The following is a 24,153-nucleotide window of genomic DNA, read 5'->3' as shown; positions in this document are numbered from 1 at the left end:
CAATGGAACGCATCATCCTCGACGTGGATTCGGCCGGCGACGACATTCTCGCCGTGCTGTTTGCCGCGGCCAATCCGAACGTGAAGCTGGAGGCGGTGACTACGTGCACCGGTGCCGCCGGCCCGATCGAGCAGGTTACCAATGTCGTGCTCAACACGCTGTCGCTCGCCGGCCGCGACGACATTCCGGTTCACGCCGGCGCCTGGCGGCCGATCGTCGGTCACTCCAGGGCCGACATGGAAGCGCCTGTGCATTTCGAAAAGACGCTTACCGCCCGCTTCGGCGACCGGCTGAAGAAGTTCAACCCGCCTGCGTCAAAACCAAAGCGCGATGCGACGCCGGGCCATGCTGTCGATTTCATCATCAAGACGGTGATGGCCAATCCCGGCCAGATCACGCTTGTCACCACCGGCCCGCTGACCAATGCGGCGATGGCGCTGTTGCAGGAATCCCGGCTCGCCGGGGCGCTGAAGCGGCTTTTAGTGCTCGGCGGCACCTTTACCACGCCCGGTAACATCACGCCGGTGACCGAATACAACATCTGGGCCGATCCGGAAGCGTCGCGCATCGTGCTCAACGCCGAGGTCGACAAGATCCTCGTGCCACTCGACATTTGCGAAGACAACCGCGTCGCCACCTCCATGCTGACGCGCGACGACATCGCCGACATGCAGGCGAAATCGAAGGATAATCCCGTCCTCGACATGATCGCCGACGTGTTCCCGATCTATATCGACATCTGGCGCGAGTTCTTCGGCCTCGTCGGCTTCCCGCTCGACGACGTCATCACCGTGGCGCTGGCCTTCGATCCCGAACTTTCGACTCTGACCGAGCCGCTGTTCGTCGACGTGCTGATCGACGGCCGCGTCTCGCGCGGCCAGACGGTCGCCTATCGTGGCTTCCAGATATTGCCCGGTGGCGGCCCGAAGACGACGCGCATCGGCACCGATCTCGAAGGCCGCCGCTTCCTCGACATGTTCAAAGAAACCATCGCGCGTTACGAGCGGACGGCGTGAAGAGTGCAATCATGAAACCTACACCCATCCTCTTCGACTGCGACCCCGGCCACGACGACGCCATCGCCCTGGTCATGGCGCATCGCTCGCCAGCCATCGAACTGCTCGGCGTCACCACCACCTGCGGCAATGCCGAGCTGGAAAAGACGACGACCAACGCCTTGCGCATCCTCGAATACATCGGCGCCGGCGACGTGCCAGTCGCTGCCGGCTGCCACCGCCCGCTGGCGCGACCGCTGGTGCTCGGCACCGCCGACGGTCCGAGTGGCCTCGAAGGTTCGCCCTACCTGCCGCAGGCGACCATCAAGCCGGTCGATCAGCATGCGGTCGACTTCCTTGCCGACAAGCTTCTGGCCTCGCCCGAGCCGCTGCTCGTGGTCGCCACCGGACCGCTCTGCAACATCGGCCTATTGATCCTCAAGCACCCCGAGGTGCTGCCCAAGATCAAGGAACTGATCTGGATGGGCGGCGTGTTCTACCGCAAGAGCGAGATCATCACGCCGACCGAGTTCAACGCCTTCTGCGATCCCGAAGCGCTGAAGATCGTGCTCGATTCCGGCGTGCCGATCCTCATGGTCGGCCTCGACGTGACCATGCGGGTGCTGGTCGAGAAGGCGCAATATGCCGAACTCGCCACCATCGACACGCCGCTGGGCAAGCTCGTCAACGACTGGCTGCTGTTCTACGAGAAGCTGCATCGCAACTCGATGGGCGTCGGCGGCGCTATGCACGACCCGCTAGCGCTGGCGCTGGCCATCGATCCCACACTGGTCAAGACCCGGCCGGCCCATATCGCCGTCGACCTGACCGGCACCCATACCTTCGGCGCAACCGTCGCCGACTTCTGGGGCGAGCGCGGCGAGAAAGACAACGCCAGGATTGCCTACGACGTCGATGCCGACCGCTTCTTCAAGTTGATGTTCGATCTTTTGAGAGATTGAAGGTTGCACTTCAAATAGTGAGGAAGGGGAGGCTGGGCAGTCCCCTCCCTCGTTTGTGAGAGCCGCCCCTATGGATGTCTGCCGCGCGTCACAAGCTGTGTTGCGGTCGCGTGATGCGCAAGCCTTGCCGGTGACGCCAGGGGGAACACGTGCAGATCCTTTTTCGGTTTGTCAGCTCGGGAATGGGTAAAGATGCCTCAATCATCGGCGCCACAGGAGCACGAAGTACATTCACTCTAAGTCCAACCCTGCCGTGATCGTGATGGCTGGATGGGCCGTTGGTTCAACGCAGGAACGACGCGCAAAAGGAAAACCGGATGTTAGGCTCGGTCACGTGCCCAATGTCGGTGATCCGGGAGGGAACTATTCATCATCCGGGCCGGAATCGATGAACCTGAGTATGCGCCCGTCGACGGGAATGAGCTTCTCGCTGCAACACTGGTAGCCCGCGGCTTGGCCTGGTAGGCGAAAACCTTCGAGATCTTAGCGGCCGGCCTGATGTCTCGGATAGACACGGATCGAGCTGTTTATGAGTATGCCCACCGACTGCCGATTCCGGCGCGACCGCGACGTCCAGCGGAATCACCGCCAAGGTCTGCGTTCAGGAAGCTGCGAGGCCGATCTCTACGGCCGAAACGACGGCGCATTGCTGTCCGGAGTGAGTGACCGCGCTATTTCTCTCGTTTTTCAATCTTTAGATTTGGGAGGTCGGGTCGCATGGATACCACACCGGCCTCCTTCAAGGCTGTGTATCCAACTTTTTTGAGGAGCTTCTCTGTTTTGGCGCGCTCCTTGTCGAGTGCGCTCTCACGCTTGACCTTGGGCATTCGTCCTCCATCTGAAACATTGTCGTTCGCCAGCAAATAGATTGCCAGCACTATCGCGGACGATGTCAGCTTTGATGTCGCGGCAGAGACTACGTCAACGGCCGGAATGAGGGCGCAAAGCCGACATCCATCGCTCTGCCAGAAGGAATGTCCACCATGTCACTGCTGACTTGGGCAAACTTTGCCCGGCGGCATTTTTACTCGCAGTAAAATGGCCAGACACTAGCCTTGACGTCGCCCGCATATCTGGGCACACAGGTGATGCACAAATTGTGGCAAAGCGGCTTCGATAGAACAAATTTCCAAGCAAGATCAATGATCTAGCAGAGATGCGAGATTTGCCTGACTGGGAATCCAGGTTCCCCAGCCAAACTGGATGCCTAATGCACAAATTGGCCCTCGCGCTTCTTCCATCCTTGTTGTCGCGATTGTTTCCGCAACACGAATCAACGGTTATCGGAAGACATCTCACACCTCGCAACAGCCCCATTGGCAGTTCGGCGGTGCCAGAACATCAGTCGCTTCTTCTGATCCGCAGACTGTTTTACGAACGGCTGGCTGGGATTGCAGGCCAATTCTAGCAGCCGGATGCCGGTTCTTCAGCTTTTCCACGGCGGTCGGCCTTCCCCCTGCGTGCGGGGCTATTCGGTCCGCCGTTGCACCGACATGCGGTTATTGAACGTAGTAACTATCCGACCGATGTGTTCGTCCAAATACATAGTGGGTAGGCAGCTACCGGTTTGCGACTTATCACAGGGTATCTAGCACCCTAGAAAGCCTCGCTGACCGACAATTCACGCATCCGTCGCGCGTACCGAAAACCTGGCGCTGGCGCGCATTTCGGCTCCGGGCTCCAGCCTTGTCATGCCGTGCGCGATCGGTCCTTCCGGCAGGTTGAACGCATCGACGGGGTGCGAGACCGGTTCGAAACAGAAGAAATCGGCGTCGCCCGACGGAGAAAACAGCACGTATTGATCCAGATGTTCGCTCGCCTCGATGATCACCGACAGGCCGCGATCCGGCCAATCGATACGAGCATTGCGATCCCAGCCGGCGAACCAGTTGTTGACCCAGGACGACGGCAGTTTCCGTAGCGTGTTGAAATCCAGTTCCGGATGATCGGCAACAGCTTCGACCGATCGCGGCAGGTGGTCGGTATGTTCCAACCAGGCTAGGTCGGAACTGGCGGTGAGACAGGTGTTGCGGTCCCGTACGAACCACGGGTGGAATCCCAAGCCATAGGGCAAGGCGATCCCTGCCCTGTTCGTAGCAGTGAGCTCCATCACGAGGGTTGTTCCCTCCAACCGGTAGGTCATCGAGGCATCGTAGCGGAATGGTCCCGGCCCCTTCCCTTCGAGAGTCAGTAGAACGGTCTCGTTCGTCTTTTCGGTGACTGTCCAGACCGAGGAGAATCCGCTGCCATGGATGGGGTATTTTTCCGTCGGCATGTTGCGCTCGACCGGATGAAACGTGCCATCGAAGGCAAAACCGCCGCCCGAGACGCGCCCCGAGAACGGGATCAGCAGGATGTTCGACAGGCCGAACGGCTGTTCGGTTTCAGGGTCGACCGAACGAAACACCGGCGTCCAGCCGCCTTTGTGCATCACATCGAAGGACGTCAGCCCCGCCCCCAGATCCGGCCTGACGGTAATCCTGGCGACCGCATTGGACAGGCCGAGTGGCGCCATCACCAGCCGCCGTCGACATGGATGTTCTGGCCGGTGATCATGTCGGAGGCGGGCGAAACCAGGAACAGGACGAGCTCGGCAACGTGCCTTGGCTCGATCCGCGATTTCAGGCACTGATTTTCGAGGATCCAGTCATTGTACTCCTGCAACCGGTCGGCGAAGACCCGCCGTTCGGCGTCCGAGACCACCGCGCCCGGCGAGACGGCGTTGACGCGCACCCCGTGCGCGCCGAGTTCACGGGCCAGCGTCTTGGTCAGGCCGAGCATGGCGCCCTTGGAAGCGACGTAAGGCACATAGCCATCCCAGCGGCCATTCAGCGTCACCGAACAGAAATTGACGATCTTGCCATAACGCTTTTGCTTCATCTGAGCCGCCACCGCGCGTGTCAGCGCGAATGCCGCGGCTGAATTCACCCGCAACTGGTCTTCGTATTCCTCAAGCGAGAAGGCCTCGAACGGCTTGTTGATGATCAGGGCCGCATTGTTGATGAGGATATCGATGCCGCCCGAGCTTTCCGACAGCGCTTCCCCCCGCGCCTGCGTGCCGGAAAGGTCGTTGAGATCCTGGCCGACATAGGAAGACGCCACGCCGTGCTTCGCAGCAATCCCGGCGGCGAACGCCTCGCCGCCCTCGGCGTCCGGCCGGTCGAGCAGGAAGAGGTTGGTCCCGGCCTTGGCGAGAATATCGGCCTGGGCACGCCCCAGCGTTCCCAAAGCCCCGGTGAGAAGCACGTTTTTCCCGGCAAGTGTCGTCATGGCGCTCTCACAGAAGCTCGTGGACTTCATCGATGGAGGTTTCGGCGGTCGGCCGATCGAAAACGATCTCGCCGCGCGCCATCGCCACGATCCGGTCGCAAGACTGGAACACGTGCTGCATGTTGTGCGAGATGAAGACGCCGGTCAGCCCCTGCGCCTTCAGCCCGCGCACGAAACCGATGACCTTGTTGGTTTCCTTCACCGACAGGTGATTGGTCGGCTCATCCAGGATCAGCACCTTCGACTTGAAGTGCATGGCGCGTGCGATCGCCACGCCCTGCCGCTGACCGCCCGACAGTTCGCCGACCAGGGCATCCGGCGACCGCAGATGCAGATCGACGTCGGCGATGGCCTGGACGCTTTCCGCGCGCATCCGCTTCTGGTCCATGAGGCCAAAGCCGCCAAGCTTCCATTTCAACGGCTCGCGGCCGATGAACAGGTTGCGGGCGATGGACATGGTCGGAACCATCGAATTGTACTGGTAGATCGTCTCCAGGCCGTGATGCATGGCATCCTTCGGCGAGCGAAGGTGAACCTCCTTGCCCTCGATCAGGATTTCGCCCGCATCCTGGCGGTGGACCCCGGACAGGATCTTGATGAGGGTGGATTTGCCGGCACCGTTGTCGCCGACAAGGCCGACGGTTTCTCCAGGATGGATCGTCAGCGAAACGTTCTTGAGCGCGTGGACGCCGCTGTACCATTTCTGAAGGTTGCGGCATTCGATGATCGGCGTCGTCACTTGCGCACCTCCACCTTGATCTTGCGGGAGATCCTGGCCATCCAGGCGTTGGCGATGACCGCGAACATGGTGAGCAGGCCGATCGCGAACTTGAACCAGTTGGCATCGACGCGCGACAGAACCAGGCCGTTGTCGATGGTGCGAATGAGCAGCGTGCCGATGATGGCGCCGAACACCGTGCCGATGCCGCCGGCAAGCGCTGTGCCGCCGATGACCGCGGCGGCCACGGCCTGCAGCTCCAGCCCTTCGCCGATCGACGGCAGGGGCGAGCCGAGGCGCAACACCTGCAACAGGCCGGCAAAACCGGCAAGCATCGAACACAGCATGAAGCAGATGATCTTCACGCGCTTGACCGGAATGCCCATCGAGGAAGCCGCCTCGTTGAAGCCGCCGGTGGCGCGGATCCAGTTGCCGAAATTCGTCAGCGACAGAAGCGCCGTGGCAAGGGCGGCGATGGCCACGAACCAGATGAAGGACATCCGCAAAATCGAACCCTGCCAGATATAGTCGGTAAACAGCCAGGTCGGCAGGTTGTCGGGCAACAGCGGCGGGAAGCCGCCCGAAATCACGATGGTGAGCGAGCGCGCGATGAACAGCATGCCGAGCGTCGTGATGAAGCTCGGTATGGCGAATTGCAGCGTGATGTAGCCGTTGATGAACCCGATCGCGGCACAGATCATCAACCCCAGCAACAGAGCCACCGGAAAGGGAACTCCGTCGTTCAGCATCACCGCTATGCTCATCGGCATCAGCGCGAAGACCGAACCCACCGAAAGGTCGAATTCGCCGCAGATCATCAGGATCGTCACGCCGATGGCCACCAGCGCCATTTCCGGCAGCAGGCCCATGACGCCCCGGATGTTTTCCATGGACAGCAGGATGCCGTTCGACTTGATCTGGAAAACCGCGATCAGGATGACGAGCAGCGCAAGGCCGGCAAGTTCGGGCTTGTCGAGATAGATTTTCAAAAACCGCTTCATAAGGCTCACACTCATTGCCTGGCGCCCTGCCAAACCGGGCAGGGCGCCTGAGAACATCGGAAGATCAGCGCAGACCCTTCTTGGACATTTCCATGATCGCCGGCACATCCTTCGGCGTGACAATGCCCTGCCCGGTGTCGATGTCGGCCGGGGTCAGGCCGGCGGTCTTGTAGAGATAGGTTTCCATGACCGGCATGAAGCCCTGCATGTAGGGCTGCTGGTCGACCTGGACCTGGACATAGCCGGCCTGCATCTGCTGAAGCACCTCGGGCACCAGATCGAAGCCGCCGAGAAGCACCTTGCCGGGCGCGACGCCGCGATCCTTGAGCACCTTGGCGACACTGGCCTCCCAGTAGCCGGTATCGAAATAGGCCGTCGTGTTGGGATTGGCGTTCAGGTAGGCGCCGATACGGTCGGCGGTGAGGGCAAGATCGGTGGCGGAATCGATGCGCGTGATGTTGATCTCGCGATCCTTGTGCTCGGCCTTGTATTCCTCCAGGAATTTTTTCACGCCGCCTGCCCGCTGCTCGGACCAGGTCTGGCCCGGAGCGTTGACGCCAACCAGCAGGTTGAGCGGGCCTTCCTTCGGGAAATTCTCGGACTGGGCCTTGGCCAGCGCATAGCCGGCGGCAACAAAGCCCTGGCCTATGAAAGCCTTGCGGGCATTGCCCTTGGCGCCCTGGCTGTCGTCGACATTGACCGCCAGCACGAGAATACCGGCATCCGTCGCTTCCTTGATGGCGTTGTCGTAGGCCTTGTCATCGACGATGGCGACAAAGATCGCGTCCGGTTTGGAAGCGATCGCGGCCTGCAGATTGGCCACCGCCTGCTCGACCGAGCCTTCCTGCTGGGTGAGAACCAGCTGGCACGTGGCGCTGACCTTGGCGCAGGCATCGTCAAAACCCTTCTTGACCGACTGCCAGAAGGTGTTAGACGCCGACGAATGGCTGATGAATACGATATTGAGACCTTCGGCGCCGGCCGGCGATGCCATCAGCGACAGGCCGAGTGCGGTGGTGGCCAAGAACTTCTTGAGCATGTTTTCCTCCGTTGACGTGTTGTTATTGTTGGGTGTTCCCGCGCTGCTCCCGTTTAGCTTCGGTCGAACAGTCCGGCTCTGCTGCTGGCGATTTCCGGCAGCGAGTTCAGAATTTCACGCAGATGCAGGCGCATGGCCTTCTCGGCGTCCGCCTGGTCGCCGGTCGCGATCGCCTCGACGATGCGTTCATGCTGGTCGATCAGCCGGCTGACATGCATGTCGTCGACGGACAGGAACCGCACGCGGTCCATCTGCGCCTTGACGCTTTCGATGACATTCCAGGCGTAGCTCTTGCCGGCCGATGCCGCGAGCGTGCGATGGAAGCGCTCGTCGAGGCGCAGGAAGGCAGCCCGGTCATTGTGCGGAACCTGCTTCTGCAGAGCGATCTGCTCGCGCAACTCCTCGATCGCGCTGGCGGCGTTGTTTTCGGCGACCAGACGCACGATGTCAGCCTCTATCGCCTCGCGCACGAAGCGGGCGTCCATCACGGCGGCCACTGAAATCTTGGTCACGAAGGTGCCGCGTTGAGGCAGAACCTGCACGAGGCCTTCCTCGGAAAGCTTGATGAACGCCTCGCGCACCGGCTGACGGCTGACGGAGAGGGTTTTGGCGACTTCGGATTCGGAAAGGCGTTCGCCCGGAAGAAGCTCCGCCTGGATGATCTGCCGGCGCAGCAGACGATAGATCTGCGGGCCGACCGTTTCCGCCGGGGAAATGCCGGCGGGTACGTTGGTGATCTGCATACTGCCCTCCTCCCAGGGTCAGAAATTAATCTAGCATACTACCATACAAGTCAAATTGTTTCTTCGTTTCACCATCAATTGGCCTTGGACGAACGGCGGCAGACGGTGAATTTCCGATCCAGATCCTCGGCAAGCTCGACGCCGTGGCCCGGGCCTGGCGGAACGGTGATCATGCCGTCCGTGACGGTCGGCAATTGCGTGGTGAGGTCGGCGTACCAGGTCTTGTAATAGGCACGCACGCTTTCCTGAACGAGCGCATTCGGCGCATTCAGGGACAGGTGCGTCGACGCTGAAAGCACGACCGGGCCGGTGCAGTCATGCGGCGCGACCGGCAGGTGCCAGGTCTCCGCCATCGTGGCGATCTTCTTGGCCTCCGATATGCCGCCGCACCACGAAAGGTCGAGCATCACCACGCCGGCCGCATCCGTTTCCATCAGGTCGCGAAAAGCCCAGCGTGTCGCCAGCGTCTCGGAGGCGCAGAGCGGCGCGCGGCTGGCGGCCGCATAGCGTTTCAGGCTCGACAGCGAGTCCATCTTGATCGGGTCTTCGTGCCAGAAGGTGGCGTATGGCTCGAGCGCCCGCGCGATCTGGATAGCCGGCGTCAGCTGCCACATCGAGTGGAACTCGACCATGATGTCGATCTTGTCGCCGACCCGCTTGCGGATCTTCTCGAAAGGCTCGAGCGCCTTGCGCAGGTCCCGCCCGGAAATGTACTGGCCGCCGCTCTTTTCGGCCGCGATGTCGAACGGCCAGATCTTCATCGCCGTGATGCCGCTGGCCAACAGGTCTTCGGCCAGTTCGTCGGCTCGCTCGAGGAACCCGTTCAGGTCGTCATAGTCCCTGCCCCGTTCGCCGAGGCCATAATTGGCCGTCTGCTGGCCCTTGGCCTGGCGCATGTAGGTGTTGCCGGCGCAGGTGTTGTAGGTGCGGATCTCTCGGCGCGAGAAACCGCCGAGCAGTTGAGCAATCGGCAGATTGGTCACCTTGCCGAAAAGATCCCAGAGCGCGATGTCGATGGCGGAATTGCCGCGCATTTCCGCGCCCGTCGAACGGAAGCCGAGATAACCGTTGAGGTCCTTGGAAATCTTGTCGATTTCCAACGGGTCGCGCCCGAGCAGCTTGGGTGCCGCAACTTCGTGGATATAGGCCTCGACCGTCTCGGCCATGAAGAAGGTCTCGCCCAGGCCTGCGATGCCTTCATCGGTATGAACACGTACCCACAGGATGTTCGGGAATTCGGTGACCCGGATTGTTTCGAACGCGGTGATCTTCATCGATCAGTACACTCCAGCGGCCAGCAGCGCTTTAACGGTCAGGTCGAAATGCTCGACCATGGCGGCCTCCCCCTTGGCGGGGTCGCCATTGGCGATGGCCTGGGCGATCGCCAGATGCGTGTCGACGCTTTCCTGCCGCGTCTCGTTGCTGGCGCGGCTTGCCCAGCCGATCGGCCAGGTATGGCGCGTCACGACATGGAAGGAACCGACGATCATCGCGAACATGGGATTTTTCGACGCCAGGCCGATGGCCTCGTGGAAGGCGATGTCGTGCTCCATCACCTTCACGGGCTCATGAAAATCGCGCTGCATGGCCTCGGCGAGGTTCAATATCTCGGCCGCCTCCCTGTCCGTGCGCCGCAAGGCGGCAAGCGCCACCGTGCGCCGCTCGACCGTGCGCCGGACATCGAAGATCTGCTGGATGGTCGCCTGATTGGTATGGACGGCGTGGTCGGTGATGATCGCCAGCACGTCTGCCCTTGGCGCCGCGACGCGGGCACGGCGGCCGTTGCCAATGTCGATCAGGGTCAGTGCTGCAAGCGAACGATAGGCCTCGCGAACGATGGTGCGCGAGGTGCCGGTCAGCTCGGAAAAGGCGCCTTCGCTTGGCAGTTCATCGCCCACCTGAAGGCCGTTCTCGCGAATATGGGTCTGCACGGCCGTCATCACGCGATCGAGCAGCCCCTCGCCTTCCGGAACTTGATCCGCCGGAGCCTGCATCGTTGAAACCGTCTCCATGACATACCTATCATACAGGTCTTGTTATACCTATCGATAGATATGCATTTTCCTCTTGTCAACGCCTATCGAGGGCATCGCAGAGCGAACGCGGCCGCTATTCTTTTGGAGGGGCAGATATCAGCGCCAACCGCTTCCGCGGCTTGGCAATCGGCAGGCACACCGGCGCAACGACGCTGGGCTTCTAGCATCAGCCGGCATACGCTATGTCAGGCGAACGAAATCTGCTCAGTTCCCTGCGTTGCCGAAACAAGACAGATCCGGTCGCAGCATCGACTGCGGCCGGTTGATGGCACGCGTACCGGAACCAGGCGTCAGAGTAATTTCCGTGCCGCCAGGTTCCGCATCAGATGCGAAGTGCCGAACACCCAGGGTGGGCAATCCGTCGACAATTTCACGCGGTTGGTCAGCGAGCCAAGCTCGTCGTTCGAAATGGTGACCCTGTCGCCGATCTTGTGCGTGAACCCTTGTCCCGGCGTGTCGCGATCCTCGGTCGGCGCGAACAGCGTGCCCATGAACAACACCAACCCGTCGGGATATTGATGGTGGCGGCCGATCGTCTGCGAGACGAGGTCGAGCGGATCGCGGCTGATTTCCTTCATCGAGCTTCGACCATCGAGCACGAAACCGTCGTCGCCGACGACTTTTAGCCGGAGCTCGGCGTTGCGCACATCGTCAATGGAATAGGTCGCATCGAACAGGCGGATAAACGGCCCGATCGAGCAGGACGCGTTGTTGTCCTTGGCCTTGCCGAGCAGCAGGGCGGACCGCCCCTCGACGTCGCGCAGATTGACATCGTTGCCGAGCGTCGCGCCCACCACCTTGCCGGCGGAACTCACGACCAGCACGATTTCCGGCTCTGGGTTGTTCCACTTCGATATCGGATGCAGGCCGACATCCGCCCCATGGCCAACCGAGGACAGCACCTGCGCCTTCGAGAACACCTCGGCGTCCGGGCCGATGCCGACTTCAAGATATTGCGACCACACGCCCACTTCGATCAGCGCTTCCTTGACCTTGGCAGCTTGCGGCGAGCCCGCCTTCAGGTTGCGCAGGCTGTCGCCGACGATGGCGACGACTTTTTCTCTCATCTTGACGGCAAGGTCCGGGTTACCGGCGGCGCGCTCCTCGATGACGCGTTCGATCATCGATCGCGCAAAGGTCACACCGCACGCCTTGACCGCCTGAAGATCGTTGGGGGCCAACAGGTGCATGGCCTGCGGATCCTGACCCTCGGCGGTCTGCGAAAGCAGCGCCTCCAGCGTTGCCAGCACCGGGCCGTCGGCGCGTACCGCATAGTCGGCCGCATCCTCGCGTTCGAGCAGATCGCGCATCGTCGGCGTGGTTTTCGAAGTGATGTCGATCAGCTTGCCGTCACGCACCACGACAAGGCATGGACCGGCCTTGGCGGGGTCCCAGACGCGTCCCAGAAAGATGCCGGTCTTGAATGTGTCATGTCCAGCTGTCACGTCCGGCACTCCGGTTTTGCATTTGCGGTCGAATTTCCGCGTATGTGCAAATGCGTATACGCGCGGGGATGAGTCTAGTAGTCGACAACACGATTATCGTTTGGATCAGCCCATCGGGTGTTCGGCACCGTGGCGAACCAGCCGGGACGCGCCGGGTCGCGGTCATAGGGATAGCCGCCGAGGCTCTTGTACAGGTCCGCGTATTTTCCGAGCTTGTCGCGATCGATCTCGACGCCGAGGCCAGGTGCCGACGGCACCTTGATGGCACCGTTCTCGTAGCGCATCGGCCCGCCGACGATAATGTCGTCCACGAGCTGGTGGTAGTGCGCGTCCGCATGGAAGACGAGGTTCGGCACGACCGCGCCGAGATGCAGCATGGTGGCAAGCTGGATGCCGAGTTCGCCGGACGAATGCACGGCGATGCCGAGCTGGAAGGTCTCGCAGACGCCCGCCGCTTTCACGCAAGGCCTGATGCCGCCCCAGAAGGTCGTGTCGAGCAGGATGACGTCGACCGCGGGGTTGAGCACATTGGCGGCAAGCTGCTCGAAATTGATGACGACCGTGTTGGTGGCCAGTGGCATCGTCGTGTTTTCGCGCACCCTGCGCATGCCGTTCAGGCCCCAGGTCGGGTCCTCGTAATAGTCGTTGTTGAGATCCTCGATGCCCTTGGCGAAGCGGATCGCCTCCTCCACGGTGAAGGCGGCGTTGGGATCATAGCGCACGCTGTCGGAGCCAAGCGCCTTCGCCCAGGCGCGGTAAACCTCGAGCTCGTAGTCCGGCGGGAAGACGCCACTCTTCAGCTTATGCGAAGTGAAGCCGCACTTCTTCTTCAGCGCCAGCGTCTGCTCGATGAGCTGGTCGGCGGTGCGCGTCTCGCCCTCGCCGGTATCCTTGTTGGGCAGGCGGAAGAACATGTAGCTGGCGAAGGGCACCATCTCCCGCATCTTGCCGCCGAGCAGGTCGTAGACCGGCACGCCGAGGAACTTGCCCATGATGTCGAGGCAGGCGAATTCGATCGCCGCATGCATCTGGGTGCGGTTGTTGTAGAGGCTGGCGGTCGGGTTGCAGATCATGAAGCGCAGATTTTCCAGCTCGAACGGATCGTGCCCGACGAGATAGGGTTTCAGCGCCCGGAAAGCTGCCTCCGCGCTCTCCCCACCGCCGCCCATCTCGCCGAGGCCGACAATGCCCACATCGGTCTCAACCTCGACGATGGTGCGCACGAAACGCCCCCAATGCGCCCCGTTGGAATGGCGCAGCGGCGCCTCCAGCGGAACGGTGACGGTGGTCGCGCGGATATCGGTGATTTTCGGTCGCTTCATGGAAGGCTCCAAGGCAAGGCTATCATCGGGAAGACATCGAGAAACGGTTTCATAGCGGATTTTCCGATCACTCGGACCAATCACTCGGGAATCACGATACCGAGCTTGGCGAGCACGCCGCCGTCGATCTTGATGTCGGCGCCGGTGATGAAGCGGGCCTTGTCGCTGGCAAGGAAGGCGACCAGATCGGCGACCTCGGCCGGCTTGCCGACGCGACCCAGCGGATGGCCCCTGCCCCAGGCATCCAGCGTTGCCTCGGCGGTGTTGTCGCCTTTCCAGATATCCGCCGCCCAGTGCAGCATGGGCGTGTCGATCGAGGCCGGGCAGACGGAATTCACGGTAATGTTGTCCGGCGCATGGTCGAGCGCCATGGCGCGCACCAGCGCGTTGATGGCGCCCTTGCTCGCCGTATAGGCGGCCACGCCCGCCTGCGAGGCATAGGCCTGCACGGAGGAGATGGCGACAATCGCGCCGCCGCCACGCTTCTTCATTTCTGGAATGGCGAATTTCGCGGCGAGAAAGATGCCCTTGAGGTTGATGTCGAGCACGTCGTCCCAGACCTCTTCCGGCGTATCGACCACCGTGCCATAGCGCTGGATGCCAGCGCAGCAGGCCAGCACATCGACGCCGCCATGGTGCGAAACCGCCATTGCCACCGCCGCCGCCATGTCGTCCTTCGAGCGCACGTCGCCGACGAAGCCCGCCGCATGATCGCCAATCGACTTGACCGCATCATCGACCGACGCCTTGTCGTTCGCGACGACCAGCACCTTGCCGCCGCCAGCCGCGAAGCGACGAGCACAGGCAAGGCCCATGCCGAGGCTGCCGCCGGTCACGACGATGCTCTTGCCGGCAAATTCGTTCATTGTGTTTTTTTCCAATCAGGCGCCCCGAACTTCGACTCGGCGACGCCGCGGCCGACGCCCTCGACGGCGAAGAGCCCGCCCTCCAATGGATGCGCGTCGAGATGGGCGGCCGACATGGTGAAACGCGCCGAAGTGACATAAAGCGTCGAAAGATCGGGCCCGCCAAAGGTGCAACTCGTCGGCCAGCTCGCCGGCAATTCGACGAGACCGACAAGATCGCCTTCAACATCGAAGCCCGCTACAGCGGCCCCGCCGGCGACGCGGCAGTTCCACAGCCGGTCCTCGGCGTCGAGGCAGGAACCGTCCGGAAAACCGCGCGCGAAACCGGCGACGATGGTGCGCCGGTTGGCCAGCGTTCCCGTGGCGACAGCACAATCGAAGAGATAAATCTCGTTCGCCAGCGTGTCGGCGAAGAAGAAGCGGCCGTCCCGCGTCCACCCCATCGTGTTGGTGATGCCGTATTCGTTCGGCGTCAGTTGCGAGACGCCGCTGTTCGGGTCGATGCGGTAGATGGCGCCGGCATTGCGGTCCATCTCCTTGGGCGAACCGTCCGGATGGAGATTGCTCTGCATGGTCGACACCCAGAAGGTGCCGTCCGGCGCGACACGCCCCTCATTGAGCCGGTTGTCGGGCAAGTCAGGTTCCGGCACCGCGAATTCCTCGAAGGCGCCGCCCGGCCGCCACAGGCAGACGCTGCGGCGCAGGCCGACGATGAAACCGCCATTCGCCCGCATGCCGATGGAAGTCACGAAATCGGGCGTTGGCCAGACATCATGGCGGCCGTTCGCCGGTTCGAGCCGGTGGATGCGCCGGCCGACAATGTCGACCCAGTAGAGCGCCTTTTCCTCACCAGACCAGATGATGCTCTCGCCGACGACATCCTTGGCATCGAACAGTAAGGAAACCGCCACGCTCATGGAGATACCGAAGCTTCGATCGAGAACATGCTTTCGTCGGCCTTGCCGGATGCCTTCTCCTGGCCCGCCAGGAAGCCGACCGGCAGATCATCGATGCCGGTCGCACCCGAAACGAAAACCGTGACGGGATGTGGGCCGTCGCGATGCGCCATTGTGTCCTCCCAGACCATTTGCATTCTTGTATGCAAGATATAACGAGCGGTCAAGCATCGCTCCATGAGCGTATGGAAAATGTATATTTTTCAGGCTATCGTGTGCCGATTGAAGGATTGCATGCAAGAAAACAAAGAGCTTATGCTTCATGGCGCGTGACACGAAAATCTCGGCGGCGGAGCATTGTTATCGCAGCCTTTCGCAGAAGATCATCAGGCTCGAACTGAAGCCGAACGAGCCGGTGGGCGAGCATGCGCTGGCCGATCTGCTCGGCGTCAGCCGCACACCGGTGCGCGAGGCCCTGTCGCGGCTGAGCGCGGAAGGTCTGGTCGATCTGCGATCCCGCGCGGGCGTCGTGGTCGCACCGATCCGCATGGATGCGGTCCGGACGGCGCAGTTCGTTCGCGAACATCTGGAGCTGGCGATCGTCGCCGAAGCAGCCAGGCAGTCGAACCGCCGCATCCTGCTTGGCATCCGCCAGACCATCGAGGAACAGGAATTGGCTGTCGCGGAAGACAATCCCGACCTGTTCTTCGAATGCGACGAGCGCATGCACGCGCTTTATTGCAACCTGGCCGGCCGCGACGGCGTCTGGGGGTTCATTTCCGACGCGAAGAAGCACATGGACCGCGTTCGCCGCCTGTCGCTCCAGGCGGGGCAGCTCGACCAGTTGGTGGACGATCACCAAAAAGTCCTGGAGGCCGTGACGGCAGGCGACCCGACCGCCGCCCAGGAGATCATGCAGATCCACCTGCGGCGCGTCATGCTCGACCTCGGCGAGCTCGCGCAGCGGTTTTCCTCCTATTTCGAGGCGGACAACGCCGCATCCTAGCCGAAGGAACCCGAGGCGATCGACCCCGGCGAGCACCAGGCCGTGCCGTTCGACGGGACGCTAGCCCGTCGAACACAACGGCTATCGGCCTGGCGACTATTCTGCGGCAAGCGCCGTCACTTCGCGGCGGAACGGCAAGGCGTCGCCGATATCCGGCTCGTCCAGTTCGCGGGCGAAACGGTGGCCGGCATAGGTCGCCCAGGCAATCGGTCCGGGCGCTTCGGCATCGCCGATCACCTTGATCGAGCGAATGCCGTTGTCGGCCCACTCCGCCCGACGGTCCTTGAGCTCGCTCCAGAGCCCGTCGTTTTGCAGCCGCGAGGTTACCAGCACCACCGCGTCGGCCGCGATGTCGCGCTCCGCGCCGGTATAGGCGCAGGCCGTGGCGACACCGCCGGCCTTGATGCGCGTGACGGCGCGGTTCAGCACGATCTCAACGCCGAGTTCGGCCAGCCGGCGATGGATGGCGCCCTGCTCCAGCGTGTTGCGGGTCCAGTCCGACACATAGGCTGAAGCAGTCACCAGCGTGACCTTCGCGCCTTGCCGTGCCATGAGTTCGGCCAGCACGCCGCCCATGTAATAATGGTCGTCATCGAACAGCACGACATTGCCGGTGGGCACCTTACCATCCATCAGATCATCCGGCGTGTAGACGGGCATGGCCGGGTCCATCGGCATCGGCACGACATGGGCGCGGGCGACGCCGTCGCGCCGCCATGTCGAACCGGTGGCGATGGCGATGTTCTGGAAGCCAAAGCCAAGGATGTCGTCGGCGGAGAGCCGGCTGTCGAAATAGACCTCGACATTCTGCATCTGTCCGATCTGATACTGGCGATAATCGCGCACCCGTCCCCATGCCGAAAGACCCGGCAGGCGGCATTCGCGTGCGACACGCCCGCCGAGTTCGGTTCCGGCTTCGGCCAGCGCCACCTGATAGCCGCGCATACCAAGCGCACGCGCCGCTTCCAGGCCGGCGGGGCCGGCACCGACGATGAGCACGCTTTCGCTCGCCCCCTTGGCCTGCATGCGTTCCGGATGCCAGCCCTTGCGCCATTCCTCCATGAAGGTCGGGTTCTGCGTGCAGCGCGAGATCGACATGGTCATGTCGCCGGTGATGCAGATGTTGCAGCCGATGCATTCGCGAATGTCCTCGATGCGGCCTTCCTCCACCTTCTTCGGCAGGTAGGGATCGGCAATCGACGGCCGCGCGCAGCCGATGAAGTCGAGCGTGCCCGACTTGATCATCTTCACCATCACGTCCGGAGAGGTGAAGCGCCCGACGCCCACGACCGGTTTCGACGTCAGCTTCCTGATGCCGGCGACAAGGCTTTCCTGTGCTGCCTCTTCCTTGAAGCGCGACGGGCCGGAACAATCCTCCCAGGCACCATGGGCGAGATCCCACAGGTCCGGCAGATCGGCGTGCATCTCGATCATGTCGCGCACTTCGGAATTGGCGAAGCCCAGTTCGCCGATCATCTCGTCCAGCGAGATGCGCAGCGTCAGCCCGCAGGTGTCGCCGATGGCGTCGCGACCCTCCTCGATCAGTTCACGCATCAGGCGTGAACGGTTCTCCAGCGAGCCGCCATATTCGTCGGTGCGCTGGTTGGTAGCAGTGGACAAAAAGTGCTGGATGATGCCGAAGCCATGCGCGCCATAAAGGCAAACCAGGTCGAAGCCGGCCTGCTTGGCGCGCTTGAAGGCGTTGCGGTGCCAGCGGCGCAGGTCTCTGATATCCTGCTTGTCCATGGCGCGCGCCTGCACCGGGTCGTTGGTGAAGGTGCGGATCGGCAAGGCCGTCGGCCCGCGCGGCACTTCACGGGTATAGAGGTTCGGTCCGTTGATGCCGGAGTAAGCGAGCTGGATGCCAGCCAGCGCGCCATGCGAGCGCATCGCCGCCGCCATCTTGGCGAGTGCCGGAATATCCTGGTCTTCCCACAGCCGCAGTTCGATGAACGGCGTGATTTCCGAGGTGTGGTGCATCTCGGTCTGCTCGGTGAAGATGACACCCCAGCCGCCTTCCGACTTGGTGCGCCGCATCTCGGCCGCTGCAGAAGGGTCGCGATAGCCGCCGCCGTTGCAATGCGGCACCTGATAGAACCGGTTCTTCGCCGTCACCGGCCCGATCTTCATCGGCTCGAACAGAATGTCGTAGCGGGGATCGCGCATGAAACTTCCTCTCCTCGCCGGCCCTGCCGCCGACGCGACTGCCAATCGGATCGTCACGCAACCCAGGCAGCACGGCCCTAGTCATAAGGGTCGCCAAGCACCGGAAAACTATAGTTTTCTTCTGCACCGCTTAGGAGTGGCCTAATCGCCGTGTCGTCGCCGGTTAGGATCAACCGATGCAGGACGAAACCAAATATGACTTCATGCGCAGGAAGCCCAGATCATAGGATGCTCTGAACAATCAACGTCGACTGAGGGGGGATCAATATGATTGCGTTTAAGCTTGGTGCAGAAGCTATCGGCCTTGATGTATGGGGACCTCCCGAAAATCTTTCGGCTGTTACTTTAGAAGGCAAACCGGTCATGCACGGCAAGAATCTGTATTCGTCGAACGGCGGACAGGTCCTCAGTGGCATCTATGAAGTTACGAAAGGCCGTTTCAAAGTAATCTATCCTTTTCATGAGCATGCCACTGTGCTCGATGGCGAGGTGACAATCAGCGATGAAGCCGGGAACAGCGTGACATACGGTCCCGGAGATAGCTGGTTTTGCCATCAAGGCGAGGTCGTGACCTGGGACGTCAAGGACCACCTCCGTAAGACCTTCTTCGTGGTGACGGTCGATCGGTTCGTAACCGTTGCTGCTCAGCCTTCAGAGCCATCGCGCTATCAGATCGCAGGCTAGGCAATTCTAGCAAAGCTGCGCAGCGGTTTTGCGTCCGGAATTTCGTAAAAACAAAGAGATGGAGCAATTCCGCGATTCAGAGAAAAGCGGAATTGCCCTAGAACCGGCTCAAATCACCAGGCAAGCTGCAGTATGGACAGCATCCATATCCTCGAAAGACTGATCGCTTTCCCAACAGTGAGCCGCGATTCCAATTTGGCTCTGATCAACTACGTGGCTGAGCTGCTGGAAGCAAAGGGCATCCAGTGCCACCTCATTCCCAGCCACGACGGCCACAAGGTCAATCTTTTCGCCACGATCGGCCCGGCCGACCGGCCCGGCATCATGCTGTCCGGCCATACCGATGTGGTGCCGGTCGACGGCCAGGACTGGACCGTGCCGCCCTTCGCGATGACGAGCCGGGACGGCAAGCTGCTGGGGCGCGGCGCGGCCGACATGAAGGGTTTTGTCGCCTGCGCCGTCGCAGCGGCGCTGAAGGCGGCCGAACGCCCGCTGCGCACGCCGCTGCATCTGGCCTTGTCCTATGACGAGGAAATCGGCTGCCTCGGCGTTCGCAGCCTGGTGGAAATGCTCGCCGCCGCGCCGCAGAAACCGCTTCTATGCATCGTCGGTGAGCCGACCTCCATGCAGGTCGCCACCGGCCATAAGGGCAAGGTCGCCGCGCGCGCCATCTGCAAGGGCCGCGAAGGCCATTCCGCACTCGCGCCGCTCGCGCTCAACGCCATCCACCTCGCCTGCGATTTCGTCAATGTGCTGCGCAGCGAACAGGAGCGGCTGGCCCGCGACGGTGCGCGCGATGGCGACTACGACATTCCCTACACCACCATCCACGCCGGCAGGATCAATGGCGGGGTGGCCCTGAACATCGTGCCGAACCTTTGCCAGGTCGATTTCGAGATCCGCAACATTGCGGCAGACGATCCCGACACCATACTGGAACGCCTGCGCGGCGAGGCCGCACGCATCGTTTCCACCGCCGCAGAAATTGCACCTGAAGCCGCCATCGATATCGAAATCACCAACACTTATCCCGGCCTCGACACGCCGGTGAATTCGCAAGCGGTGGCTTTCGTGAAATCGCTGACCGGCGCCAATGGCACGATCAAGGTGGCATTCGGCACCGAAGGCGGCCTGTTCAGCCGCGATGTCGGCACGCCGACGGTGGTGTGCGGACCGGGCTCGATGGCGCAGGGCCACAAGCCCGACGAATTCGTCACGGTCGAACAGATGCGCCGTTGCGACGAGATGTTGGAAAAATTGCTGGAGCGGCTCGCCGACGAGGCGTCGCCAGTAACTCGATAGCCGATCTACCCGACGACACGCTCGGTGCCGAACACGCCCTGCTCGACCACGAAGCGGCGGCAATGCTGGATAAAAGCCTGCACCGTTTGTGTGCGGTGCTCCGCATTGGGCATGGCTATGCCCATGGTGAGCGGGCGCAGGTCTCCAGCCAGGGGCACGAACACCAGCGGCTTGCCGTCGGGCGAAAGCGTGTTGAGCGGTCGCATATTGGCAATGCCATAGCCAAAACCATTGGCCACCATCGAACGCATCACCGCGATGTCGCCGGTGCGCTCGGCGATATAGGGTCGAAGCCCTTTCTGCTGGAAGGCGGACAGGAAGTATTCGCGGCTGAACGGCAGATCGAGCAGAACCATCGGCTGATCGACCAGTTCTTCCGGCGCTATCGAGGTTCTGGTGGCCAACGCATGTCCCGCCGGCAACATCACATAGGCCGGCAGTTGCATCAGCGGCTCGAAGGCCATGTCCTGTGAAAGGTCGAGATCGTAGGTCAGCGCCACATCGATGTCGCCACGCTGCAGCAATTCCAGCAACTGGCCCTGGTTGCGCTCGAACTGGCGGACGCGGACATCGGGATAGCTGTCCTCGAACCGGCGGCGCAGCGTCGGGAAGATGATCTGGGCAAAGGTCAGCAGGCAGCCGATCGCCAGCGGACCCCTCACCTTTTCGGCGATATCGCCGGCGACGTCGTGCAAGGCATCCGCGTCAGCAAGCAGCCGCGCCGCCTCTTTCAGGAACACGCGACCGCCGGCCGTCAGCGACAGGCCGTGCGAATGCTTGCGCACGAAAAGCTGGACGCCGAACTCCGTCTCGAGCTGAGCGATGGAAGCCGAAATGGACGGCGGCGAGACATTCACCTGCTCGGCAGCCTTGGCGATCGATCCCGCTTCGCCGACGGCAACGAAATATTCCAGCTGTCTGAGGGTAAAGCGAAGTGGCATGGCTGGTTATGTTGCCAGTTTCGGCGCGCGGATCAAGGCGTTGGTGTTCCTCAATATTTGATCCACGTGGTCTTGAGCGCGGTGTATTTGTCCAGAGCATGCAACGACAGGTCGCGGCCGAAGCCGGACTGTTTGAAGCCGCCGAAGGGCGTCATCGGGCTCAGCGCGTCGACGGTGTTGACCGAAACGGTGCCGGCATGCAGGCGCCCGGCGATGCGGTGCGCGCGCGAAAGACTGTCCGTCCACAGCGAGGCGGCCAGGCCATAGACGCTGTCATTGGCGATACGGACGGCCTCGTCTTCGTCGTCGAAAGCGATGACCGACAGCACCGGTCCAAAAATCTCGTCACGGGCTATGCTGTCGTTCGGCGAGACATTGTCGAAGATGGTGGGCTGCACGAAGCTGCCGCGGCCATTGACGGTGACCTGCTCGCCGCCGGCGACAAGCCGCGCGGTCTTCTTGCCGGTCTCGACAAACCGCATGACGTTGGCGGTGTGACGGGCATCGACCATCGCGCCCATCTTCGAGGCCGGGTCGAGCGGATCGCCCGGCTGCGTCGCGGCGGCTCGCGCGACAAGCTTCTCCACCATCTGATCCTTGACGCTGCGCTGGACCAGCAAGCGCGAATTGGCCGAGCAGACCTCGCCCTGGTTGAAGAAGATGCCGAAGGCAGCCATGTCGGCCGCCGCATCGAGATTGCCGCAATCGGCGAACACCAGGTTCGGGCTCTTGCCGCCGGTTTCCAGCCACACCTGCTTCATGTTGGACTGGCCGGAATACTGCAGGAACATCTTGCCGACAGCGGTGGAACCGGTGAAGGCGAGGCAATCGACGTCCATGTGGCGGCCGAGCGCCTGCCCGGCGGTCTCGCCGAGGCCAGGAACGACGTTGAGCACGCCGGCCGGCAAGCCGGCCTCCATGGCGAGCTCCGCCAGCCGCAGTGCCGAGAAAGGCGACTGTTCGGCGGGCTTCAGTACGACCGAATTGCCGGCTGCCAGTGCCGGCGCGCATTTCCAGGTCGCCATGTCGAGCGGGAAATTCCACGGCACCACCGCGCCGACCACGCCAAGCGGCTCGCGCCGCACCAACACCAGATCGCCCGCACCGCTCGGTGCGATCTCGTCATAGATCTTGTCGATCGCCTCGGCATACCACTGGAAGATGCCAGCCGAGCCCGGCACGTCGACGGTGGCCGCGTCAGTGACCAGCTTGCCCATGTCGAGCGATTCCAGCAGCGCCAGTTCGTGCAGGTTCTCGCGCAACAACTGTGCCAGGCGCAGAAGCACGTCCTTGCGATGACCGGGCGTCGCCCGCGACCAGGCGCCGGAAGCGAAGGCGCGACGTGCCGAGGCAACGGCGAGGTCGATGTCTTCCTCGCCGCAGGAGGCGACTTCGGCCAGCGTCTCGCCGGTTGCCGGGTTGATGCTCGCGAAGGTGCGGCCGGAACGCGCGGCGACGAACTTGCCGTCGATGAAGGCCTTGTCACGGAAGCGGATCGTTGCCGCCTTGCCGATCCAGTCCTTGTGGCTGAGTTCGCTCATGCGGGCTCCTGCTTCACACTTTGCTTAGGGTTGTCCGTCCGGACTATTCGTCGCCGGGCACGCCGTAGCTCGGCGCATCGGAGGGATTGATGGCGCGGGTCACATAGGCGTCGAGCTGGGGCTTGTAGATGTCCCAGAGCTTTCCCAGCTCCTCGATCGGACAGTCTTCCGTCCAGTCGCAGCGCAAATCCGCCACCGGCCAGGCCACTTCGCGCACCAGCTTCATGCCGGCCGAACGGACCGGTCCAGCCTCGCCGCCGGCTTTCAGGGCTGCCCGCATCGTCGCGATGATGCGGTCGCCGAGATGACCTTCCGAGGCGAGGAACGCGTCGACCATCGCCTGCGGCACGCCTGAATTGGCGAGCAGATTGCCGCCGCAGGCGACGTTCTCAGCCCGCGCCTCGGCCCAGATGCCAAGCGCCTTTGGGCCGGAATGGATCGCGCTGATGCCGGCGCCGTCGACGGCCAGCAGCTGCCGAAATTCCATATACGCGCCGGTGCGCTTCAGAATGGACACCGCCTCAGTGGCGGATGCACCGCGCGCCATCAGGTCGAGCGCGCGGGTGCCCAGCGTCGGGTCGGTGACGTTCTGGCTGGCGACCGCCCCCACATTGGCCTGCGCATAGGCACAGCGCGCGGCCACAGCCGGCGATGACGAGGACACCGCCACACCGAACATGCCGGTGCGGCTGCAGCGCGCAACGATCGAGAAGGTCATGCCGCGCCCTCAGTCCGGGATAACGGCTGTGCCGTCGATCTCGACCAGCCAGTCGGGCCGGGCGAGCGCCGACACCACCAGCCCGGTCGATACCGGATGCACGCCCTTGATGTATTCGCCCATGGTCCGGTAGACCGCCTCGCGATGGCGAACGTCGGTGATGTAGACCACCACCTTCACCAGATGCTCCATCTTGCCGCCGCACTCCTCGATGAGCTGCTTGATGTTCTGCATGACCTTGTGGGTCTGCTCGACCGGATCGTGGCTGCCGATGTTCTTGGCGGTATCGAGATCCTGCGGGCACTGGCCACGCAGGAAGACCGTGGTGCCGCGCGCGATCACCGCCTGGCAGAGATCGTTGTCGAGCTTCTGCTCGGGATAGGTATCCTTGGTGTTGAACTTGCGAATGCGGGTATGCGCCATCGTGGTCTCCATCGGAACGGGCCAGCGGTCCCTCGTCGAGCGACGTTCGACCCATGCCCGCATCTGCTGTGCGGATATT

General features: G+C 62.4%; 24 protein-coding genes. 5 read left to right on the top strand and 19 right to left on the bottom strand.

Features of this window, described 5'->3' with window-relative positions:
• The first annotated feature begins 2 nt into the window (after positions 1-2).
• Positions 3-1,016, top strand: coding sequence for a nucleoside hydrolase (locus QFZ88_RS00205; protein ID WP_024922140.1), 1,014 nt, complete (start codon positions 3-5; stop codon positions 1,014-1,016).
• An 11-nt stretch (positions 1,017-1,027) separates the two neighbouring features.
• Positions 1,028-1,957, top strand: a complete 930-nt coding sequence (locus tag QFZ88_RS00200; protein WP_036255041.1) for a nucleoside hydrolase — start codon at positions 1,028-1,030, stop codon at positions 1,955-1,957.
• A gap of 671 nt (positions 1,958-2,628) precedes the next feature.
• Here QFZ88_RS00200 and QFZ88_RS00195 read toward each other — a convergent pair.
• From QFZ88_RS00195 to QFZ88_RS00130, 14 genes are all read right to left on the bottom strand, one after another.
• Positions 2,629-2,784: a hypothetical protein gene (locus tag QFZ88_RS00195; protein ID WP_161773103.1), complete on the bottom strand. Its 156-nt coding sequence runs from the start codon at positions 2,782-2,784 to the stop codon at positions 2,629-2,631.
• Positions 2,785-3,578: 794 nt separating this feature from the next.
• Entirely contained in the window at positions 3,579-4,472 is an 894-nt protein-coding gene (locus tag QFZ88_RS00190; RefSeq protein ID WP_024922138.1) for an aldose 1-epimerase, read from the bottom strand.
• Positions 4,472-5,227: an SDR family oxidoreductase gene (locus QFZ88_RS00185; RefSeq protein ID WP_024922137.1), complete on the bottom strand. Its 756-nt coding sequence runs from the start codon at positions 5,225-5,227 to the stop codon at positions 4,472-4,474. The genes QFZ88_RS00190 and QFZ88_RS00185 overlap by 1 nt, the downstream gene beginning before the upstream one ends.
• A 7-nt stretch (positions 5,228-5,234) precedes the next feature.
• Complete coding sequence (locus tag QFZ88_RS00180; protein WP_024922136.1) at positions 5,235-5,966, bottom strand: ATP-binding cassette domain-containing protein; 732 nt, start codon at positions 5,964-5,966, stop codon at positions 5,235-5,237.
• On the bottom strand, positions 5,963-6,946 hold the full coding sequence (locus tag QFZ88_RS00175; RefSeq protein ID WP_024922135.1) for an ABC transporter permease: 984 nt from the start codon (positions 6,944-6,946) through the stop codon (positions 5,963-5,965). Before QFZ88_RS00175 ends, QFZ88_RS00180 begins: the two co-directional genes overlap by 4 nt.
• Before the next feature lie 64 nt (positions 6,947-7,010).
• A complete protein-coding gene (locus QFZ88_RS00170; RefSeq protein WP_024922134.1) occupies positions 7,011-7,985 on the bottom strand; it encodes a sugar ABC transporter substrate-binding protein in 975 nt (324 codons plus the stop codon).
• Positions 7,986-8,038: 53 nt separating this feature from the next.
• A complete protein-coding gene (locus QFZ88_RS00165; protein WP_024922133.1) occupies positions 8,039-8,728 on the bottom strand; it encodes a GntR family transcriptional regulator in 690 nt (229 codons plus the stop codon).
• A gap of 74 nt (positions 8,729-8,802) precedes the next feature.
• Entirely contained in the window at positions 8,803-10,002 is a 1,200-nt protein-coding gene (locus QFZ88_RS00160) for a mandelate racemase/muconate lactonizing enzyme family protein (protein WP_036255042.1), read from the bottom strand.
• A 3-nt stretch (positions 10,003-10,005) separates the two neighbouring features.
• Positions 10,006-10,740 (bottom strand): FadR/GntR family transcriptional regulator, encoded by a 735-nt coding sequence (locus QFZ88_RS00155; protein ID WP_373426362.1) that lies wholly within the window; start codon positions 10,738-10,740, stop codon positions 10,006-10,008.
• A 314-nt stretch (positions 10,741-11,054) separates the two neighbouring features.
• On the bottom strand, positions 11,055-12,209 hold the full coding sequence (locus tag QFZ88_RS00150) for a fumarylacetoacetate hydrolase family protein (protein WP_024922131.1): 1,155 nt from the start codon (positions 12,207-12,209) through the stop codon (positions 11,055-11,057).
• 74 nt (positions 12,210-12,283) lie between these two features.
• Entirely contained in the window at positions 12,284-13,531 is a 1,248-nt protein-coding gene (locus QFZ88_RS00145; protein ID WP_024922130.1) for an enolase C-terminal domain-like protein, read from the bottom strand.
• 80 nt (positions 13,532-13,611) lie between these two features.
• On the bottom strand, positions 13,612-14,397 hold the full coding sequence (locus QFZ88_RS00140) for an SDR family NAD(P)-dependent oxidoreductase (protein ID WP_024922129.1): 786 nt from the start codon (positions 14,395-14,397) through the stop codon (positions 13,612-13,614).
• Complete coding sequence (locus QFZ88_RS00135; protein ID WP_024922128.1) at positions 14,394-15,314, bottom strand: SMP-30/gluconolactonase/LRE family protein; 921 nt, start codon at positions 15,312-15,314, stop codon at positions 14,394-14,396. Before QFZ88_RS00135 ends, QFZ88_RS00140 begins: the two co-directional genes overlap by 4 nt.
• The gene (locus QFZ88_RS00130; RefSeq protein WP_161773102.1) at positions 15,311-15,466 is read right to left on the bottom strand and encodes a hypothetical protein; all 156 of its coding nucleotides are present in this window, start codon (positions 15,464-15,466) and stop codon (positions 15,311-15,313) included. The genes QFZ88_RS00135 and QFZ88_RS00130 overlap by 4 nt, the downstream gene beginning before the upstream one ends.
• 149 nt (positions 15,467-15,615) lie before the next feature.
• Here QFZ88_RS00130 and QFZ88_RS00125 point away from each other — a divergent pair, with 149 nt between their 5' ends.
• Complete coding sequence (locus QFZ88_RS00125; RefSeq protein ID WP_024922127.1) at positions 15,616-16,299, top strand: GntR family transcriptional regulator; 684 nt, start codon at positions 15,616-15,618, stop codon at positions 16,297-16,299.
• 96 nt (positions 16,300-16,395) lie between these two features.
• On the opposite strand, the gene QFZ88_RS00120 is transcribed toward QFZ88_RS00125, so the two are convergent.
• The gene (locus tag QFZ88_RS00120) at positions 16,396-18,465 is read right to left on the bottom strand and encodes an NAD(P)-binding protein (RefSeq protein WP_024922126.1); all 2,070 of its coding nucleotides are present in this window, start codon (positions 18,463-18,465) and stop codon (positions 16,396-16,398) included.
• 267 nt (positions 18,466-18,732) lie between these two features.
• On the opposite strand from QFZ88_RS00120, the gene QFZ88_RS00115 reads away from it, so the two are divergent.
• Together QFZ88_RS00115 and argE are read left to right on the top strand one after the other, a co-directional pair.
• Positions 18,733-19,149 (top strand): cupin domain-containing protein, encoded by a 417-nt coding sequence (locus tag QFZ88_RS00115; protein WP_081766797.1) that lies wholly within the window; start codon positions 18,733-18,735, stop codon positions 19,147-19,149.
• Between the two features lie 132 nt (positions 19,150-19,281).
• The gene (gene argE / locus QFZ88_RS00110) at positions 19,282-20,451 is read left to right on the top strand and encodes an acetylornithine deacetylase (RefSeq protein ID WP_024922124.1); all 1,170 of its coding nucleotides are present in this window, start codon (positions 19,282-19,284) and stop codon (positions 20,449-20,451) included.
• 5 nt (positions 20,452-20,456) lie between these two features.
• On the opposite strand, the gene QFZ88_RS00105 is transcribed toward argE, so the two are convergent.
• The 4 genes from QFZ88_RS00105 to QFZ88_RS00090 are packed head-to-tail and all read right to left on the bottom strand — an operon-like array spanning position 20,457 to position 24,074.
• Positions 20,457-21,392 carry a LysR family transcriptional regulator gene (locus QFZ88_RS00105; RefSeq protein WP_024922123.1) on the bottom strand — a complete coding sequence of 312 codons (936 nt, stop codon included), beginning with the start codon at positions 21,390-21,392 and terminating at the stop codon, positions 20,457-20,459.
• Positions 21,393-21,442: 50 nt separating this feature from the next.
• A complete protein-coding gene (locus QFZ88_RS00100) occupies positions 21,443-22,933 on the bottom strand; it encodes an aldehyde dehydrogenase (protein WP_024922122.1) in 1,491 nt (496 codons plus the stop codon).
• Positions 22,934-22,976: 43 nt separating this feature from the next.
• On the bottom strand, positions 22,977-23,651 hold the full coding sequence (locus tag QFZ88_RS00095) for a DUF1028 domain-containing protein (RefSeq protein WP_024922121.1): 675 nt from the start codon (positions 23,649-23,651) through the stop codon (positions 22,977-22,979).
• A gap of 9 nt (positions 23,652-23,660) precedes the next feature.
• Positions 23,661-24,074: a RidA family protein gene (locus QFZ88_RS00090; RefSeq protein WP_024922120.1), complete on the bottom strand. Its 414-nt coding sequence runs from the start codon at positions 24,072-24,074 to the stop codon at positions 23,661-23,663.
• Positions 24,075-24,153: the final 79 nt, after the last annotated feature.

The sequence above is a fragment of the Mesorhizobium sp. YL-MeA3-2017 genome (assembly GCF_030814575.1).
Classification (GTDB): domain Bacteria; phylum Pseudomonadota; class Alphaproteobacteria; order Rhizobiales; family Rhizobiaceae; genus Mesorhizobium; species Mesorhizobium terrae.
The sequence above is the reverse complement of the archived record's forward strand: the minus strand, read 5'-3'. Positions and strand labels throughout refer to the sequence as shown.

What these genes read in the sequence shown, in the direction of transcription:
- QFZ88_RS00205 (WP_024922140.1), top strand. Translation starts at nt 3, where the DNA reads ATGGAACGCATCATCCTCGACGTGGATTCGGCCGGCGACGACATTCTC.
- QFZ88_RS00200 (WP_036255041.1), top strand. Translation starts at nt 1,028, where the DNA reads ATGAAACCTACACCCATCCTCTTCGACTGCGACCCCGGCCACGACGAC.
- QFZ88_RS00195 (WP_161773103.1), bottom strand. Translation starts at nt 2,784, where the DNA reads ATGCCCAAGGTCAAGCGTGAGAGCGCACTCGACAAGGAGCGCGCCAAA.
- QFZ88_RS00190 (WP_024922138.1), bottom strand. Translation starts at nt 4,472, where the DNA reads ATGGCGCCACTCGGCCTGTCCAATGCGGTCGCCAGGATTACCGTCAGG.
- QFZ88_RS00185 (WP_024922137.1), bottom strand. Translation starts at nt 5,227, where the DNA reads ATGACGACACTTGCCGGGAAAAACGTGCTTCTCACCGGGGCTTTGGGA.
- QFZ88_RS00175 (WP_024922135.1), bottom strand. Translation starts at nt 6,946, where the DNA reads ATGAAGCGGTTTTTGAAAATCTATCTCGACAAGCCCGAACTTGCCGGC.
- QFZ88_RS00170 (WP_024922134.1), bottom strand. Translation starts at nt 7,985, where the DNA reads ATGCTCAAGAAGTTCTTGGCCACCACCGCACTCGGCCTGTCGCTGATG.
- QFZ88_RS00165 (WP_024922133.1), bottom strand. Translation starts at nt 8,728, where the DNA reads ATGCAGATCACCAACGTACCCGCCGGCATTTCCCCGGCGGAAACGGTC.
- QFZ88_RS00160 (WP_036255042.1), bottom strand. Translation starts at nt 10,002, where the DNA reads ATGAAGATCACCGCGTTCGAAACAATCCGGGTCACCGAATTCCCGAAC.
- QFZ88_RS00155 (WP_373426362.1), bottom strand. Translation starts at nt 10,740, where the DNA reads ATGGAGACGGTTTCAACGATGCAGGCTCCGGCGGATCAAGTTCCGGAA.
- QFZ88_RS00145 (WP_024922130.1), bottom strand. Translation starts at nt 13,531, where the DNA reads ATGAAGCGACCGAAAATCACCGATATCCGCGCGACCACCGTCACCGTT.
- QFZ88_RS00140 (WP_024922129.1), bottom strand. Translation starts at nt 14,397, where the DNA reads ATGAACGAATTTGCCGGCAAGAGCATCGTCGTGACCGGCGGCAGCCTC.
- QFZ88_RS00135 (WP_024922128.1), bottom strand. Translation starts at nt 15,314, where the DNA reads ATGAGCGTGGCGGTTTCCTTACTGTTCGATGCCAAGGATGTCGTCGGC.
- QFZ88_RS00130 (WP_161773102.1), bottom strand. Translation starts at nt 15,466, where the DNA reads ATGGCGCATCGCGACGGCCCACATCCCGTCACGGTTTTCGTTTCGGGT.
- QFZ88_RS00125 (WP_024922127.1), top strand. Translation starts at nt 15,616, where the DNA reads ATGGCGCGTGACACGAAAATCTCGGCGGCGGAGCATTGTTATCGCAGC.
- QFZ88_RS00120 (WP_024922126.1), bottom strand. Translation starts at nt 18,465, where the DNA reads ATGCGCGATCCCCGCTACGACATTCTGTTCGAGCCGATGAAGATCGGG.
- QFZ88_RS00115 (WP_081766797.1), top strand. Translation starts at nt 18,733, where the DNA reads ATGATTGCGTTTAAGCTTGGTGCAGAAGCTATCGGCCTTGATGTATGG.
- argE (WP_024922124.1), top strand. Translation starts at nt 19,282, where the DNA reads ATGGACAGCATCCATATCCTCGAAAGACTGATCGCTTTCCCAACAGTG.
- QFZ88_RS00105 (WP_024922123.1), bottom strand. Translation starts at nt 21,392, where the DNA reads ATGCCACTTCGCTTTACCCTCAGACAGCTGGAATATTTCGTTGCCGTC.
- QFZ88_RS00100 (WP_024922122.1), bottom strand. Translation starts at nt 22,933, where the DNA reads ATGAGCGAACTCAGCCACAAGGACTGGATCGGCAAGGCGGCAACGATC.
- QFZ88_RS00095 (WP_024922121.1), bottom strand. Translation starts at nt 23,651, where the DNA reads ATGACCTTCTCGATCGTTGCGCGCTGCAGCCGCACCGGCATGTTCGGT.
- QFZ88_RS00090 (WP_024922120.1), bottom strand. Translation starts at nt 24,074, where the DNA reads ATGGCGCATACCCGCATTCGCAAGTTCAACACCAAGGATACCTATCCC.